At 62.0% G+C, this 15,723-nt stretch carries 13 protein-coding genes; 3 read left to right on the plus strand and 10 right to left on the minus strand.

Annotation, left to right across the window (positions count from 1 at the left end):
- The first annotated feature begins 1 nt into the window (after position 1).
- The 3 genes from ACVTFQ_RS23365 to ACVTFQ_RS23375 are packed head-to-tail and all read left to right on the plus strand — an operon-like array spanning position 2 to position 2,470.
- On the plus strand, positions 2 to 1,012 hold the full coding sequence (locus ACVTFQ_RS23365; RefSeq protein ID WP_470424021.1) for a branched-chain amino acid ABC transporter permease: 1,011 nt from the start codon (positions 2 to 4) through the stop codon (positions 1,010 to 1,012).
- Positions 1,009 to 1,773: an ABC transporter ATP-binding protein gene (locus ACVTFQ_RS23370; RefSeq protein ID WP_112435494.1), complete on the plus strand. Its 765-nt coding sequence runs from the start codon at positions 1,009 to 1,011 to the stop codon at positions 1,771 to 1,773. The genes ACVTFQ_RS23365 and ACVTFQ_RS23370 overlap by 4 nt, the downstream gene beginning before the upstream one ends.
- Positions 1,754 to 2,470 (plus strand): ABC transporter ATP-binding protein, encoded by a 717-nt coding sequence (locus ACVTFQ_RS23375; RefSeq protein WP_113176963.1) that lies wholly within the window; start codon positions 1,754 to 1,756, stop codon positions 2,468 to 2,470. Before ACVTFQ_RS23370 ends, ACVTFQ_RS23375 begins: the two co-directional genes overlap by 20 nt.
- A 26-nt stretch (positions 2,471 to 2,496) precedes the next feature.
- Here ACVTFQ_RS23375 and ACVTFQ_RS23380 read toward each other — a convergent pair whose 3' ends face one another.
- The 10 genes from ACVTFQ_RS23380 to ACVTFQ_RS23425 form a co-directional block, all read right to left on the minus strand.
- Positions 2,497 to 2,991, minus strand: coding sequence for a GNAT family N-acetyltransferase (locus ACVTFQ_RS23380; protein ID WP_112435496.1), 495 nt, complete (start codon positions 2,989 to 2,991; stop codon positions 2,497 to 2,499).
- Between the two features lie 76 nt (positions 2,992 to 3,067).
- Entirely contained in the window at positions 3,068 to 5,431 is a 2,364-nt protein-coding gene (locus ACVTFQ_RS23385) for a glycoside hydrolase family 3 C-terminal domain-containing protein (RefSeq protein ID WP_113176964.1), read from the minus strand.
- A 33-nt stretch (positions 5,432 to 5,464) separates the two neighbouring features.
- Positions 5,465 to 5,944, minus strand: coding sequence for a MarR family winged helix-turn-helix transcriptional regulator (locus ACVTFQ_RS23390; RefSeq protein ID WP_112435498.1), 480 nt, complete (start codon positions 5,942 to 5,944; stop codon positions 5,465 to 5,467).
- Positions 5,945 to 6,005: 61 nt separating this feature from the next.
- Positions 6,006 to 6,596, minus strand: a complete 591-nt coding sequence (locus tag ACVTFQ_RS23395) for a cysteine hydrolase family protein (RefSeq protein WP_113176965.1) — start codon at positions 6,594 to 6,596, stop codon at positions 6,006 to 6,008.
- A gap of 2 nt (positions 6,597 to 6,598) precedes the next feature.
- A complete protein-coding gene (locus ACVTFQ_RS23400; RefSeq protein WP_047514163.1) occupies positions 6,599 to 7,648 on the minus strand; it encodes an ABC transporter ATP-binding protein in 1,050 nt (349 codons plus the stop codon).
- A complete protein-coding gene (locus ACVTFQ_RS23405) occupies positions 7,635 to 8,414 on the minus strand; it encodes an ABC transporter permease (protein WP_047514160.1) in 780 nt (259 codons plus the stop codon). The genes ACVTFQ_RS23400 and ACVTFQ_RS23405 overlap by 14 nt, the downstream gene beginning before the upstream one ends.
- A 10-nt stretch (positions 8,415 to 8,424) precedes the next feature.
- The gene (locus tag ACVTFQ_RS23410) at positions 8,425 to 9,339 is read right to left on the minus strand and encodes an ABC transporter permease (protein ID WP_112435501.1); all 915 of its coding nucleotides are present in this window, start codon (positions 9,337 to 9,339) and stop codon (positions 8,425 to 8,427) included.
- Complete coding sequence (locus ACVTFQ_RS23415) at positions 9,329 to 10,405, minus strand: ABC transporter substrate-binding protein (RefSeq protein WP_113177056.1); 1,077 nt, start codon at positions 10,403 to 10,405, stop codon at positions 9,329 to 9,331. The genes ACVTFQ_RS23410 and ACVTFQ_RS23415 overlap by 11 nt, the downstream gene beginning before the upstream one ends.
- A 374-nt stretch (positions 10,406 to 10,779) precedes the next feature.
- On the minus strand, positions 10,780 to 13,017 hold the full coding sequence (locus ACVTFQ_RS23420) for an MGH1-like glycoside hydrolase domain-containing protein (RefSeq protein WP_113176966.1): 2,238 nt from the start codon (positions 13,015 to 13,017) through the stop codon (positions 10,780 to 10,782).
- An 18-nt stretch (positions 13,018 to 13,035) separates the two neighbouring features.
- Positions 13,036 to 15,720: a carbohydrate-binding protein gene (locus ACVTFQ_RS23425; protein ID WP_113176967.1), complete on the minus strand. Its 2,685-nt coding sequence runs from the start codon at positions 15,718 to 15,720 to the stop codon at positions 13,036 to 13,038.
- Between the last annotated feature and the right edge of the window lie 3 nt (positions 15,721 to 15,723).

Raw genomic sequence — 15,723 nt, forward strand, 5'->3', positions numbered from 1 at the left:
GATGACGCTCGCCATGAATACCGACACCGACACAACTGCCACTGTCCGAAGCCACCGCTCCGCCGGGCGCGATCTCGCGGGCATCGCCGCGATCGTCGTCCTTGCAGGCATCGGCTACCTCTTGTTTCCCGACAACCTGGCGCTCTTGACGCGCATCATCGCCATTGCGCTGCTGGTCCTGTCGCTCGACCTCGTCACCGGCTATTGCGGCGTTGCAACGCTCGGCCATGCTGCCCTTTTCGGCAGCGGCGCCTATGCCGCGGGGATCGTGTCCGCTCACTATGGCATCACCGATCCGCTGCTGATGACGCTGGCGGGCATCGGCGGCGGCGCGGTTGCGGGGCTGGTCTGCGGCGCGATCATTCTGCGCGCCCATGGGCTGCCGCAGCTGGTGCTGTCGATCGCGCTGATCAACCTCTTCCACGAATTGGCCAACAAGGCCTCGTCCTGGACGGGCGGCAGCGACGGCCTCTCCGGCATCTCCACCGATCCCCTGCTCGGCTATTTCGAGTTCGATCTCTATGGGCATACGGCCTATGTCTTCGGCGTCGTGCTGCTGCTCGTCGTTTTCGTTTTGCTGCGCCTGCTGGTGCGCTCTCCCTTCGGCATGCTCTGCCGCGGCATCAAGGAAGACCCGCTGCGCATCAAGGCGATGGGCGCATCGCCGAAGGCGGCGCTGATGAAGATGTATGTCATATCGGGCGCGGTCGCCGGGGTCGGCGGGGCGCTGGCCGCGATCTCGACGCAGGTCGTCGGCCTCGACAGCCTGTCCTTCACGCTTTCGGCCGAGAGCCTCGTCATGCTCGTGCTCGGCGGCACCGGCTCGCTGTTCGGGGCTCTCTCGGGAACCGTCATCTTCATGCTTTTCGAGGATTATGTCTCGGCCGCCAATCCCTTCCATTGGCTGACCATGATCGGCGCGCTGTTGATCCTCGTCGTTCTCTTCGCGCCGAAGGGCATCTACGGCACGGCCGCAGCCCTCGTTTCGCGACGCAAGGAGGCCGCCGAATGAGCGCGGTCTTCGAAGTCGCCAACCTGAAGAAATCCTTCGGCGGCCTGGCCGTCACCAACGACGTGTCGATCGCGATGCATCCCGGCGACCGCGTCGCGCTCATCGGGCCGAACGGCGCCGGCAAGACCACCTTCGTCAATCTGGTAACCGGCAATCTGGCGCCCGATTCCGGCGATGTCCGGATGGGCGGCGAGACCGTGACGCGGGTGGACGCCGCCGGTCGCGTCAAGCGCGGGCTGGTCCGCTCGTTCCAGGTCACCCGGCTCTTTCAGGATATGACGCCGGCCGAGCATGTCGCGCTCGCCATCCTGCAGCGAGACGGACGGACGGGCCGCATGTTCGGCAACTTCCTGTCGATGCCTGGTGTCATGGACGAGGTGACCGGCATGCTGCAAACGCTGGGGCTCCAGACCCTGATGCACCGCAAGGTCAACGAGATCGCCTACGGCCAGCAGCGGCTGCTGGAGATCGCCGTCGCCATGGCGCTGAAACCGAAGGTGCTTCTGCTCGACGAGCCGGCCGCCGGCGTACCGCAGAGCGATACCGGGCGCATCGAACAGGCCCTAGCTGACCTGCCCGCCGATCTGGCCGTGCTGATGATCGAGCACGATATGGACCTCGTCTTCCGCTTCGCCAAGCGCGTCATCGTGCTCGCCGCTGGCGCCATCATTTTCGACGGTTCGCCCGCCGATGTCACCAAGGACGCCCGCGTGCGCGAAGCCTATCTCGGGAGCTATGCCAATGCCAGCAACGTCGCTTGAGGTCGAAAACCTGTCGGCCGGATACGGCCCGACGCGCGTTCTCGAACATGTATCCTTCTCGGTTCCTGCCGGCGCGCGGCTTGCGGTACTCGGCCGTAACGGCATGGGCAAGACCACGCTGCTTGCAACGCTCGCCGGACAGACGAAGCGCTACGATGGTCGCATCAGGCTCGGTTCCACCGATGTCACGGCGATACCGAGTGCGGCGCGGGCGCACCAGGGATTGGGTTATGTGCCGCAGGCACGCTGCATCTTCCCGACGCTAACGGTCGAGGAAAACCTCTTCGTTGGCCTCAAAGGGCGCCCAAAGACGGCGATCGAAGAAGCCTACCAGATGTTTCCGCGCCTCAGGGAGCGCCGCCGCAATCTCGGCAACCAGCTGTCCGGCGGAGAACAGCAGATGCTCTCGACAGCCCGCTCCATTCTCGGCCGCCCCTCGGTGCTGTTGCTGGACGAGCCGCTGGAGGGCCTGGCGCCCGTCATCTGCGAGGAACTGATGTCCGCTTTCGCCGAACTCGCGAGGACGGGCGACATGACCATCCTCCTCGTCGAGCAGCGCATCCAGAGCGCGCTGGAATTCGCTGATCAGGTGATCATCCTCGAGCGTGGCAGATTGGCATGGAGCGGTACGCCACACGCGCTGGCTCAAGACCACGACGCCGTCGAGCGGTTACTGGGTGTGGGCGGCCTGCACTGAGCTGAGAGCCTTTCGGCGCACTCGGCTCACAGATCCATGACCATTTCGTGCCAGGCCATGCCACCGTGGTCTGATGCGGATGGCTGCGTGTAGCGGTAGTCCATTTTCGCATAGAGGGCCACATACTGCTCTTTGCACATCAGATGAATGCTCTTCTTACCCGCTTCCCGCATGTCCCGGATGAAACGTTGCATGAGCAGCTTAGAATAGCCCTTACCCTGCTCAGCCGGATCAATGACCACCGACATGATGACGACGTTCGGCGCCGCTGGATCGTGACCGACCAGTTCCTTGAACGCCTCGTCGGACATCACGACTTCGAATGCGCAACCACTGTTGATAAAGCCCGCGATCCCACCTTCCGCCTCGAGGATCAAAAATCCTTCAGGATATTGCGCAATGCGTGTGGCAATCTTCTCCAACGTCGCCGCCTCGTCACCTTCGTAGGCGGCCGTTTCGATCTCGAAGCAGCGGACCGCATCGGCTGGAACAGGATGGCGGAAAGTCGGGCTGGCGGTCATGGCATCGTCCTATCGGTTGCCCGGCTTGCTTACCAATTTCTGCATGACCGCGCCATGGCGCGCCTTTAGCCAGGTCTCAGCCCGGCGGAATATCGCCATCGTCGTCGTTCAAACGCGCGAAGACCCGAGCGATATCACTCTCCTTGACGCTATCGCCGACATACCAGCTCAGCGTGTCGTAAAAGCCGAGGAAAGACCCCTTAGTCTTGCCGAGAAGGGCTGTCGCCTCGATCTCAGAGATCGAAAGCGCCGCAATCATGAAATCGACAAGGGCCGGCTCCGCCTTCGGATGAGAGAAGACGATCGCGGTGGGAGAATTGGGCAGGATGACGGGCAGCGCGGCGGCTTGTGGCCGGCACGGCACGATCTTGGACAGCCGGATGTCGCGCGACGAGGCCGCTGCCTCGATCTCGAAGGCTTCGGCATCGAGAACCCAGGCCGAGCGCGCCGTGTCGAAATAGCGGAAATCGCGTGACGTCAGCTGGAAGCACACCGTCTTCGCTTCGCCCGGCTGCAGATCCAGCTTGCTGAAGGCCTTGAGTTCGCGGACCGGCCGTCTCAGGCCCGGCGCATGCGGACGCACATAAAGCTGGACCACTTCCTTGCCGGCGATCGGGCCGCTGTTGCGGACAGTGACGCGCACGGTGCAGGCCGTATCCGCGGCAATCTCGTCCTGATCGATCTCTATCGTCTCATAGACGAACGAGGTGTAGCTGAGCCCATGTCCGAAGGGGAATGCCGGCGCAATCGCCTTCAGATCATAGAACCGATAACCGACGAAAATGCCTTCGCTATAGAGATGACGGCCACGTTCGCCCGGATAGGTATGCCATCCCGGAATGTCCTGCATGCGAGCTGGCATGCTGGCTGAGAGCTTGCCGCAAGGGTTCTGCTCGCCGAACAGGATGCGGGCGAGGCCTTCGCCACCGCCCTGCCCAGCGTAGAAGCCGGCCAGCACGGCATCGACATCCTCGATCCAGGGCATCTCCACCGTATCAGGCATGGAAAGCACGACGATGAGCTTGCGACCTGTCGCCGAAAGGGCCGCGATGAGAGCGTAATGGCTCGGGGCAAGCTTCAGCGAGTGCCGATCGTTGCCTTCCCCGTTCAGGCTTGGCTCGTTTTCGGCAAACACCACGATGGCATCGGCGTCTGACGCTGCATCGACGATCACGCCAATCGAAGCCGACAAGTCCTCATGCGCGGATGAAGAGAAAGGCAGGTGTCGCACCGTGAAGCCCTGCCCCGCCCGCGCGGAGATCTGGCTGAATGGGCTATCAACGCGATAGGGATTGGTGGTGGCGGAACCCGATCCCTGGATAACGGGAGTGAGTGCGCCATCACCAACGATGAGCAGGCTGCCCAATCGAGCGGGATCAAGAGGCAGCGCCGCGCCTTCATTGCGCAGCAATACGATCGATTCCGCCGCGATGTCGCGCGCCAATGCGTGGTGAGCCTCAAGGTCCGCCGTGACGCCGCGCCGCTCGTGCGTCTTGCATTGGGCGACCAATGACAGAACCCTCGCGCAGGCCGCATCGATCACCTCGGGTTTGATATCCCCGGCTTCGATCGCCGCAAGCAGGCGCGTCTTGCGCGGTCGGCTTTCCGGCATGTCGAGATCGGTGCCGGCATCGAGCGCCGCGCCACGATCCTTGATCGCATGCCAGTCGGACATGACCAGACCTTCATAGCCCCACTCCTCGCGCAGCACCGATGTGAGCAGCCAGGGATGTTCGGCGGCCTGGACGCCGTTCAGCGGATTGTAGGCGCTCATCACGGTCCACGGCGTGCTCCTTTCGATCGCGCGCTCGAAGCCAGCCAGGTAGATTTCGCGCAAGGCCCGCTCATCGACATCCGAGCTGGTGGTCGTTCGTTCGATCTCGGAATTGTTGCAGGCAAAGTGCTTCAGCGAGGAACCGACACCATTGTCCTGCAGCCCCGAGATGACCGCCGCCGCGATATCGCCGCTGATGACAGGATCTTCGGAGTAATACTCGTAGGCCCGGCCCGCGAGCGGGGTGCGGCGGATGTTGATGCCGGGGCCAAGCAGCAGGTGAACGCCGAAATCCTGGCACTCGGCCGCCAATGCGGCGCCCATGCGATAGGCCAGGTCGACATCCCACGAACAGCCAAGCAGGTTGCCGTTCGGGAAACAGGTTGCCGGGCGGGTCGTGCCGAACATGCCGCCAGATCCATCGCCCTGTTGGCCGACGACGTCGAGAAACGCTTGAAGACTATCCTCGTCGCTGTCGCCGGCATCGATCTGGGTCGTCGAGTAACGGACGCCGTGGGCGCCGTCGGTCATCACGATCGAGGGTATACCCAGTCTTTCGATGGCCGCCGTCTTCCACAAGCCGCGTCCACTTAAGAGATCGACCTTGTCGGCAACCGTCATCTGGTCGACAAGCGACCGGATCTCGTCGTCGCTGGGGTTGAACATTCGTGCTCTCCGATATTGCCGCTCAGATGGTAATCAGCAGATTTTCTGAAGGAGTTCCATCAGCATCATCCGCTCGGCAAGCGTCAGGGTGCTCAGCGTTTCCTGCGAAATCTGCAGCGCGACCGCCAGGTTGCGATCGACCATAGCCTCGCCATCCAGCGTCAGGGTCAGCACCAGCCGCCGCGCATCGGTCGCGTCGGGTGCGGTGTGGACCAGCCCGCGCTTCACAAGGCGATCGACGACGCCCTTGATGGTCGCCATGTCCATGGCGGTCTCGCGGCCGAGATTGCCCTGCGAACAGGGCTGGAGATCCTTGAGCCTCACCAGTGCCGCCCACTGGGTGGTGGTCAGCTTTTCCGCCATCAGGCTTGCAAAGATCGCCACGTGACGCTGGTTCGCCTGCCGGAGATAGAAGCCGATCTGCTCGCCAAGCGCATACTGGGCCTGCTGGCCGTCGGCATCGCGCGCGGTTGCTCTCTTTCTTGCAACCTTGTCTTTGAACGGGACGTCCATGGGATCTCTCAAATCTGCCTCGCCATGGTGATGACCAGCAATCACGCTGCCGAATTCGGCTTCACCACAAATTCAGGATGGTTTCTGTCGACAAGATTTCAATCTGCTCGGTAAGCCTCGCCGCCAGGATATCGATGACCATGGCGTGCGCCTTCATGTCGCCGCTTGCCAGCGCATCCTTAGCCAGAATGACCCGATAGCCGGCATCCACAGCATCAAGAACGCTGGCGTAGACGCAAACATCGGTCTCGACGCCGGAGAAAATCAGCGTATCGATATCCGATCCCTGCAAGCGCTCGGCGAAAGCCGGCGATCCAAAGATCGAGTAGGTTTCCTTATCGACGATGGAGCCAGGGCGGGCGATCGCCGCAAGCGGTGCGACGAGATCCAGCATGCCGACATCGAGTTCATCGAGCGTCACCGACGACCAACGGCGGTAGTAATCCTTCCAGCGCCCCTTGGCCTCATCGGCGTTCCGCGGAACGACGAAGCGGGCAAAGAGGGTCTCTGCCGGTCGCGCTTGGCTGAGCGCGACCACGTTTGGAAGAATGCCTGCTATCGCCGGCGTATGCCACGCCGTCTCTTCGGCAAACAGGCGTTGCATGTCGATGACGACGTGCAGTGCGTTCTGAGAAAGCGGCGCGGACGCCATGATCAGTCCGCCACCGGAACGGTATGTTCCGGACCCCAGCTCAGCGTAACGGTGTCGCCATCGCTCAGGACCTTGCCGTCGCGATTCTGCGCGAACAACTTCAGTGGCAGACCACCGGGGCCCTCAAGCAGATAGGAAAGCACCGGACCTGCATAGATGACCGTCGTGATCCGCGCCGTCAGGCTGTTGCCGTCTGCCGGGCCGGACACGATGGACATTTTTTCCGGGCGAACCGCGAGCGTCACGTTCGAGCCGCTGGAGGGCAGCGTTCCGGTCGTCTTCACCACCGTGCCATCGGCAAGGCGCACGGCGCCGTTCTCGACGGTACCCGAGAGGAAGTTCGAGTCGCCGAGGAATTCCGCCGCGAAGCGCGTCAGCGGCCGTTCGTAGACGGTTTCCGGATCGCCGATCTGGACGATGCGGCCCTTGTCAAGAATGGCCACCTTGTCGGACAGCGTCAGCGCTTCTTCCTGATCGTGGGTCACGAAGATCGTCGTCAGACCGCTCTCGCGCTGGATGCGCAGCAGTTCGACCTGCATCTCCTGGCGAAGGCGGCGGTCGAGCGCAGACAGCGGCTCGTCAAGCAGAAGCACGCTGGGCTTGATGACGATGGCGCGGGCGAGCGCTACGCGCTGCTGCTGGCCACCGGACAGCTGCTTGGGCGTGCGATCGCCAAAGCCGGGCAGACGCACCATCTCGAGAGCGCGTTCGACCTCCTTGCGGGCGGCAGCACCCTTGATGCCGCGGCGCTCGAGGCCGAAGGCCACGTTCTGGGCAATCGTCATGTGCGGGAACAGCGCGTAGGACTGGAACATCATGCCGATGTTGCGGCCCCAGACGGGGATGTCGGTAACGTCATTGTTGCCGATCGTCACGACGCCCTGATCCGGCTTGATGAAGCCCGCGATGATGCGCAGCAGCGTGGTCTTGCCGGAGCCGGATGGGCCGAGAAGGCTGGTGAACGAACCTTCCGGGAATTCGGTGCTGATATCGGACAGGACCGGCGTGGTGCCGTAGGTCTTGGCGACGGAATTGACTTTAACGTTTGTCACGGGTGTCTCCGGGCTTGGCGAAGCGCGCAAAAATCAGGATGATCGTCATCGAACCGAGCAGGAGAACGGTCGAGATCGCGTTGATTTCAGGGGTGAAGCCCTTGCGGATCGAGGAGTAGATCTGCACCGGCAGCGTGGTGTAGCCGGGCGTGGCGAGGAAGTACGAGATAACGAACTGGTCAAGCGACACGGCGAACGCGAACAGCGCGGCGCCAAGGATACTCGGATAGAGCAGCGGCAGGGTCACCGAGAAGAACGCATGAACCGGTGTCGAGCCAAGGCTCATCGCCGCTTCTTCCAGGTCCGCGCGGATCGTCCGGAAACCCGTGCCGACGACCAGTACCACGTAGGGGATCGCAAGCGCGACGTGGCCGATCAGCAGCGCGTGCATGCCGCGCCCGATACCGCTCCAGTAGAAGAAGATCAGCATCGCGGTGCCGGTGATCAGCCAAGGAATGGCGATCGGCGGCAGCAGCATCAGCTGCAGGAAGCTCTTGCCGCGAAACGTCCGCCGCGACAGCGCCACCGAGGCCATGGTGCCGAGCGCTGTCGCCAGGACGGCAGTGATCGAGGCGATGATGATGCTGTTCAGCCCCGCTGTCAGGAGCACGGAGTTGTTCCACAGCGCCTGGTACCATTGCAGCGAGAAGCTGAACGGCAGTTCGTAAAGCGGCGATGCGTTGAAGCCCATCGCCATCATCACGAGAATGGGCGTGTAGAGGAAGATCAGGATCGCGATGAGATAGACACGTCCAAGCGGTTTCATGATCTTCTCCTCAAGCTGTCGTGCCACGGCGCAGAACGCCGGAGAAGGTTGCGAAGATTGCAAGCACGACGGCAAGCAGTGTGAAGGAGAGCGAGGCGCCCAGCGGCCAATTGAAGGCCTGCGTGAACTGGTCCTCGATGACCGTGCCCATGGTCACCCCGACACGACCACCAAGGATGCGCGGCTCCATGAACGAGCCAATGACCGGGATGAAGATCAGAACGGAGCCGGAAATCAGGCCGGGAGCGGCGAGCGGCACCAGAATCTTGAACAGGATGGTCCACCAGCGCGCGCCAAGGCTTGCAGCGGCCTCGATGATCGCGTCGTCGATCGCGACCAGCGCGATGTAGCAGGTCAGGATCATGTACGGCAGATAGCCGTGCACCAGACCGACCACGATGGCATATCGTGTGTAGAGAAAGCCGATGGAACCGACATCGGGTGCGATCATGTGCAGCAGATTGTCGAGGAAGCCGTTTTCCCGGAGCACCATCGTCCACGAAAAGACGCGCACCAGGCCATTGGTCCAGAATGGCAGAAGAATAAGGATCAGCAGCATCTCGCGCGTCTTGCCGAACGTCGAGCGAACAAGCGCCACGGCTGCCAGGAACCCGAGAACAGCGCAAAACAGCGTCGTCCAGAAGCCGATGAGCAGCGATGTTATGCCGATACCGACCAGATAAGGCTGATCGATAAACGCGCGGTACTGCTTCAGCGTAAAGACGATCGGGGCCTTGCCCATCGGTGTCGCCGACATGAAGCTGAACACCAGCATTGTCAGCAGCGGCAGGAAGACTGCAAGCGTCAACCAACCATAGGTCGGAAGAAGCAAGGCGGTCGCCGAAACCCAAGACGGGAGTGCGCCCCGACTGCGCGGACCCGAAGGTCCGCGCTCTGACGCCAATGTCGCTTGATTACTGGGCATAGAAGGCTTTCACTTCCTGCCATACGTTGTTGAAGGCTTCCCGGCGATCATCCGGAATGCCCGAAACGATGCCCATGGTCTTTAGGTATTCAGGCTTGTGTACCTGGCGGCTCAAGTCATCCGCCGGCAGCGCCTCGAGAGCGGCCGAGTTGGACGAAGCCGGTGCGCCGACCTTGGTTGCCCACTCGACATAGAAGGTGGGATCGATCATCCAGTTCGCGAAAGCGAGTGCGCCTTCGACGTTCGGAGCAGATGCCGGGATGCCGAGGCCATCCACCCAGCCGATGCCGCCTTCCTTGGGGACGACGAACTGAACGGGAAGCTTCGAGTTGCGCTTGGAGCGCACCGAACCACCCGACCAGAACAGGGAGAGGTCGAATTCCTTGGCCGCGAACGACTTGTTCCACTGATCCTCGGTGGACCACAGAAGCTTGACGTTCGGCTTGATCGACTTCAGCGCGGCCGTCACCGCGGAAAGGTCCTTCGGGTCGTTGATATCCTGGCCGCTCATCAGCGCGCCCACACCAACGTTGATGATGGCATCGTCGTCCATCGCGACGCGGCCCTTGTAGGCAGGGTCCGCCAGAGCGGCATAGCTATCCGGAACCGGCATGCCTTCACGAATGGCGAGCGAGGTCATGCCCCAAACCCAAGGAACAGCATAACCCTTGCCGTCCTTGTTGAAATTCGCGTTGGAACGGAGGCTCTCGTCAACGGTCGCGACATTCGGAACCTTGCTGAAATCGATCGGCTGCAGCAGGTCTTCGGCGACCGCCTGGGCGCAGCGCGCGGCGTTGAGAACGACGAGATCATATGCGCCCGGATTGGTGCGCATCTTGGTCAGCATTTCCGATTCCGAGCTGTAGTAGTCGTGAACGACTGTGATGCCGGTCTTCTCGGTGAAAGCCTTCACGGACCAGGCTTCGTCCGTGCCATAGCCCTGCCAATTCAGAACTGTGATGGTGCCGGCCGAAAAAGCCCTGCGCGGCAGGCTGGAGAAACTAACGCCGGCGACAAGCGCTGCGGACATCAGCTTCATCGTGTTGCGTCTGGTGAGTTCAGTCATTGTGGCACCCCTCTGGAACATACACGGTTATGGACGATCGTGACTGCGTCAGCGACCTCGACGGATCGGCAGAGCCGAAAACAGAAGACGTGCTGAACGCACATCAAACCGTTTGTGTACAAACTATAATCAGGGAAGGCCGAATTCTCGAACCGCATGACTTCAGGCCGAGCAGAGGCCTGCGCCGCCAGAAGGCGACACATCGCTATACAATCGACACAAAAGCACCCAGTTTCAATAGTGGTCCGCTTCAATCAATCGATTGTCAGCAGACCTTCAGTTCAACCCTCTGATTTTAGCAATCAGTCTTCTATTTTTTTATTTGCACACAAACTATTAATGACGATTTGACAAGTGTCAAGCGCTACCTTGCGTCAGCCTGCGTTCGTGGCGGAAAAATAGACGTCGAGCCGGCGCTCATCGTCGCTCTCCGCAATCGTGAGGCGCAGCCCATCAGCGCTTGCAAGATAACCGACATCTTGGCCGCCCAGACGGACTGCAAGGACATTGCCTGGCTCCAGACCCGGCAGATCGATGTAGCCGGCTGCAGCAACAGGCGAGACGGTGCAGGACAGCCGCCCATCGCTCATCACGATGCGCGAGAGCGTCGTTTGCAAGTCCGTCCGCAACATTGCGTGACCATTGAGCGTCATGGACAACTGGCCAGCCTCGCCCCGCAATTCCAGCGTTCCCGCCGGAGAGACCATTGGCCCTACGGCCAGATCGCGGCCGGCGTTGCGAACAGTGAAGCCTGTCCATGGATCGAAATCGACGATTTCGCCCGCCGCCATCAAGGGAAGCATTGCCGCCCAGATGTAGAAGGGATCGGTATCGCCCTGATCCATCGCCTCGCCCGTTACGGCGTTATAGTTTTCGGCGGCGATGCGATCCGTGCGCCAGGATTTCATGAAGAGGTCGTAGCTCTGGCTGGCGAGCTTGCTCGCTTCCGCCATAAAGCCGTAGCGCCGCAGGCCAAGCCAGACCATGTAATTGACATTCGGCCAGATACGGCCACGCCAGTAAACGTTGTCGGAGAAGGCCGGATCGTCGCGCGTCGCATTCGGCAGCACGAAATCGCCACCGAACGTATTCTCGTCGCTCAGATGCTCGAGCAGACGCGCGGCCTGCTCCGGTGTCGCAGCGCCGCACAGTAGCGGGTAGAAGCTGGTCGGCGACAGCGAGCGGACGAAGCCGCCGTGGCGTTGGCGATTAGCGAAGATGCCGCGCGCCTCGTCCCAAAGCGTCTCGGAGATCTGCTTCCGCTGGCGTTCAGCCAGCGCCGCGAATTCGCGCGCGTCATCATGCTTGCCAAGCACCGTGGCCATTTTCGACAGCATTTCCGCGTCGAGCGTTGCCGCGCAATTCAAGCCCAGATCGAATGTCGACAGCGTACGGGTGACGGGATCGTAGATGGCCTCGTCGTGGGTAGCGGAATTGTCCATCCCGGTTTCGTTGCGGGCCGCGAACGCTGTTCCCTTATACAGACCTTCGCCTACATCGGACGTGCCGCACGACAGCAGACCGAAGCCATCGGGATCGCGATTGTCCTGCCACCAGCGCCGATTGCGCGCGAGCGCATCATAATTCGCCTGGATCATCGATCGTTCGCCGGTGCGCTGATAAAGCTGCCAAGCGACGAGCGCGCCGAACGGCAACTGGGTTCGATCAACCCAGGCGTCGTTGGAGGTGACGATGCAGGCGATATTGCCCTGCGGGGTGGCGCTGGCCATGGCGGTCGCCATGTTCTCACGCGCCAGATCAGCATCGAACACGCCGGCGAGCAGAGCCGCGAAAATCTGGTCGTTGAACCAGACCGCGAATTTTCCGAGGTTCCAGATGCGCGTTACCGCGGTGTAGGAACGCGCATTGGTTTCGTCCCAGATGGTGTTCCAGGCAACGACATCGCGCATCGCGTCAAGCGCACCCTCGAACACGCCTGTCTGGGCGTCGGAGAGTTCCGCCGGCGCCCCGGCCGCAAGGCAGACCTGCGCCTTGGCGATTGCCAGTTCGGCACTGTCGGCAACGCCCGCCGCATATGCGCCCTCGCGCATCATTTCGAGATTGAAACGCAAGGCTATGACGGGCGCCTCGTTCTTTCGTGTCGCGGTATAGAAGTAGCCATTCGCTTCGAAGTCCGCCCGCAACGCGTCGATGCTGTCGTGCCCGGTCACATGGACCGGCGCCTCGGCGGTCACGACCGCCACGAAGCGCGTACCGACCTTCAGGAGCGTGACGTTACGGCCTGCGTCATGGATCGCGACCTCACCGCCATCGGCGGAGATCGCCAATGTCAGCCAGAACCGCAGCCCCCATTCGGCGGAGACCTTGCCGTTCCAGCTGCCCCGGATGGCGAAAGGATCGGTCTTCGTCGTCGAAAAGGCGACCGTCGTCCCGCTGAGATCGGTTTCCAGCTCGATCAGCGAGCCGTCGATGGCGTGACGGCCAAGGCGTACCGTGTCTCGCCGCGGCTCGATCGCGGAGGTCGTCTTGCTGCGGGTCGAATAGAGAACCGGGGTGATCCGCACGCCAAGCGGCAAGAAGACCATTTCCGCGGGCCGGGTGGACCAGCTGTTCCAGGCGCGCATCAGGGGGATTGTCGAATGTTGTAGCATGGCTCTGTTAGCTTCCGGTCAGTGTATCAACGGGATGAGTTTCGGTGCAGCGGACAGTCCGCTCTTGTCGACGGTATCGCCGACATATGGCGTGTCGGCGTAATAGCGGTTCGCCGCCGTGTTCGCGACGCGCAATTCCAGCGAATGGACGCCGGGCTGCAATCGCCCCAGCGAAAAACGATAGGGTCGCCAGCCAAGTCGATCGACCTGCCGGCCGTCCAACCGGGCGGCGACCACGGTCGCGACGTCGGGCAATTCAAGAAACCACTCGGCCTCGTCGCCGATCTCCAACGCTAGCCGGTAGATGCCGGTGCCCGAGAACTCGGCAAAGCCCTGCGTCTCCCATCCGCTCTCCACCGAGATCGGCGCGAAACCGGCACTGCCTTCCGGCGCGAAAGTCCAGCCCTCGACGAGAGAGACCGAGCGCGCACGATCGAGCGGTGGCTGCGTCGTCAAATGCCCCTCGCCTGTCACATGCTCTACCGTCTGCCGAAAGCGCAGGCAACGCACCTCCTGCGGCTCAAGCGTGACCGTCAGCCGGTTGAAAGCAGCCGTTTGCTCCGTCGTGCCGGTCGCTGCCGACCAGATCTCGCAGTCGAAACCATCACCGAAGGTGATCTCGCTCACCACCGGCGTTTCGCCATCATTGAACAGAACGATCCGCCACCAGCCATCGGCGTCCTGCCCCACCCATTGCCAGGGCAATTCCCCGGAACGGCCAGCGATCACGGGACCGAACGACGGCAGCGCCTCCAGAAGTGCTTCGATATCACTGCCGCCAGGCGTCCGGTCAATATGCTTCGACACGATCGCATCCGAATGAACGGCAGCGTCCCGCACAGTCGAGAGGCGATCGCCTGAGGACACGACCCTACCGCCGGCGGCGCTGAACGCGTTGAGCGCCTGCACCGTTTCCGCGGCTTGCAGTACGGAGGTCGATGGCAGGATCACGGCATCGAAAGCGAGCCCCGATACCAGCATGCGGCCGCCGTCGATCCTGGCCTTGATCAGATCGGCCTCGCTTACGAACATGAAGTCGCAACGTTTGGCGAGCAGCCTTTCGCACCACGCGCCGATATGGGTGGCGTGACTGTGGCGCGGGCCTTCGGCGTAGGCCGTCTGAAGCGGATAGAGGATCGCCACCGGCGCGCGCGGCGTCGCCGGCTCGATGAAGGCCGAAATGCGCGCGGTCTCCTGCGCGAACAGGTCGTGATAGCTCCACCAGGGCTCGAAATTAATGCCCGGCCCGAAATCGAAACGCGGATTGGCGAATGGCGTCGGATCGTGGTCGCGCCCATCGGTCTGGTAGACGCCATGCCACAAGAACTGGCGGGTGCCGAGGCAATAGAGCCGGATCGCCTGCGCCCGCATCGTCTCCAGCGTCAATTCCCACTGCCCGGCGGCGCGCACCGGGGTCCGCTCGGCGCTGGCATAGGTTTCAACGACACAGCGGCTGCGGCCATTGGAACGCGCAACGGAATCCCCGATCTTGGGCGCAAGCTGGGCGACGAAATTGTTGGAATCGACCGCCGTCTGGTGCCGATAGGCATCGATGCCGAAGAAATCGACGGCAAGCGCCACCCGGGGGTCGATGCTGGTGAAGCCACCGTTCAACGACCAGGCGCTGATATGCGGCAGGATTTCGTGGCCGGTGAGTTCAATACCCTTGCTCTCGGCCCATCTCCGCAATGTTCCGGAGAAGGCCTCGTTCATCAATCCGGAATAGGCGGCATAAAATCCGGCGCGCAGCTGCAACGTCGTGGGGCCGACGTCGCGCAAAAGGGCGAGCAGGCTCTTGGCAAACGGTTCTCCCGTGCCGCTCGCCACGGCATCAATCAGGCTCGGCGCAAACAACAGGCTGTTGCCGAGGCTGCCGGAGATCTGATCCCACTTGTAGAAGCCAGCAGCAGGCTGGTCGTAGAAGACGAAGCTGACGGGATCGGGCACGAGATCGCCGAGTACGTCGATCAGCGGATCAAGCCCTACCGCGATGAACTGCTCCGCGGCCTCAGGCAGCAGATAGTTGATCAACCGCGATGTGGTCGAGCGGGCGCTGACGAAGACGGTCAGCATCTGGCCGTCTTCAATCGTTCCGTCGAACGCATATGCGCAGGCCGCGTGGTCGCTATCGACGATTGAGGTGCGTGCGGTCACATCGATCACCTCATCAAGGTTTCCGATGGCCGCCGACGAATGAAGCAATGCCGCCTCGACCGTCCATTCGCACCATTCGAAGACGCTACCTTCATATTGCCATTCGACGATATCGGCGCCCATCGTCCGTGTGAATGGCGGATGGATGCCGCTGATCTCGCCCTGCGCCTTTTCAGAGGACGACCAGAACAGATGGCGCTCGCGCAACTCGTCGCGACCAGCGACGGTGCGGCCGCCGGCATGTCCACTGATCCAGTTGTAGTCGTCGTAAATCCCGAGCGTCAGCCCAAGCCTCGCGGCTATTCCGGCAGCTGTCCGGTAGGCTTCCAGATAGGCCGGCGACAGATAGTCGTCGCGCGGCATCGCAAGCCGCGCCTGGATCAGGATCGTGCCGATCCCCTTCAGCTTGAAATCGCTGAGCTGAGCGTGGCAGACCTCTTCCGTTGGGATCGAATGCCAGAACCAATATGCGGATGGGCGAAACGCAGCCGTCGGGTTCTCGAACAGGCCGCGATGATCGGTGTCCGTTCCGGTTCGGATCTGTTCCAAGTC

Source organism: Rhizobium sp. O111 (genome assembly GCF_055616315.1).

What these genes read in the sequence shown, in the direction of transcription:
- ACVTFQ_RS23380 (WP_112435496.1), bottom strand. Translation starts at nt 2,991, where the DNA reads ATGACCGCCAGCCCGACTTTCCGCCATCCTGTTCCAGCCGATGCGGTC.
- ACVTFQ_RS23420 (WP_113176966.1), bottom strand. Translation starts at nt 13,017, where the DNA reads ATGCTACAACATTCGACAATCCCCCTGATGCGCGCCTGGAACAGCTGG.
- ACVTFQ_RS23370 (WP_112435494.1), top strand. Translation starts at nt 1,009, where the DNA reads ATGAGCGCGGTCTTCGAAGTCGCCAACCTGAAGAAATCCTTCGGCGGC.
- ACVTFQ_RS23415 (WP_113177056.1), bottom strand. Translation starts at nt 10,405, where the DNA reads ATGACTGAACTCACCAGACGCAACACGATGAAGCTGATGTCCGCAGCG.
- ACVTFQ_RS23365 (WP_470424021.1), top strand. Translation starts at nt 2, where the DNA reads ATGACGCTCGCCATGAATACCGACACCGACACAACTGCCACTGTCCGA.
- ACVTFQ_RS23395 (WP_113176965.1), bottom strand. Translation starts at nt 6,596, where the DNA reads ATGGCGTCCGCGCCGCTTTCTCAGAACGCACTGCACGTCGTCATCGAC.
- ACVTFQ_RS23375 (WP_113176963.1), top strand. Translation starts at nt 1,754, where the DNA reads ATGCCAGCAACGTCGCTTGAGGTCGAAAACCTGTCGGCCGGATACGGC.
- ACVTFQ_RS23410 (WP_112435501.1), bottom strand. Translation starts at nt 9,339, where the DNA reads ATGCCCAGTAATCAAGCGACATTGGCGTCAGAGCGCGGACCTTCGGGT.
- ACVTFQ_RS23390 (WP_112435498.1), bottom strand. Translation starts at nt 5,944, where the DNA reads ATGGACGTCCCGTTCAAAGACAAGGTTGCAAGAAAGAGAGCAACCGCG.
- ACVTFQ_RS23385 (WP_113176964.1), bottom strand. Translation starts at nt 5,431, where the DNA reads ATGTTCAACCCCAGCGACGACGAGATCCGGTCGCTTGTCGACCAGATG.
- ACVTFQ_RS23405 (WP_047514160.1), bottom strand. Translation starts at nt 8,414, where the DNA reads ATGAAACCGCTTGGACGTGTCTATCTCATCGCGATCCTGATCTTCCTC.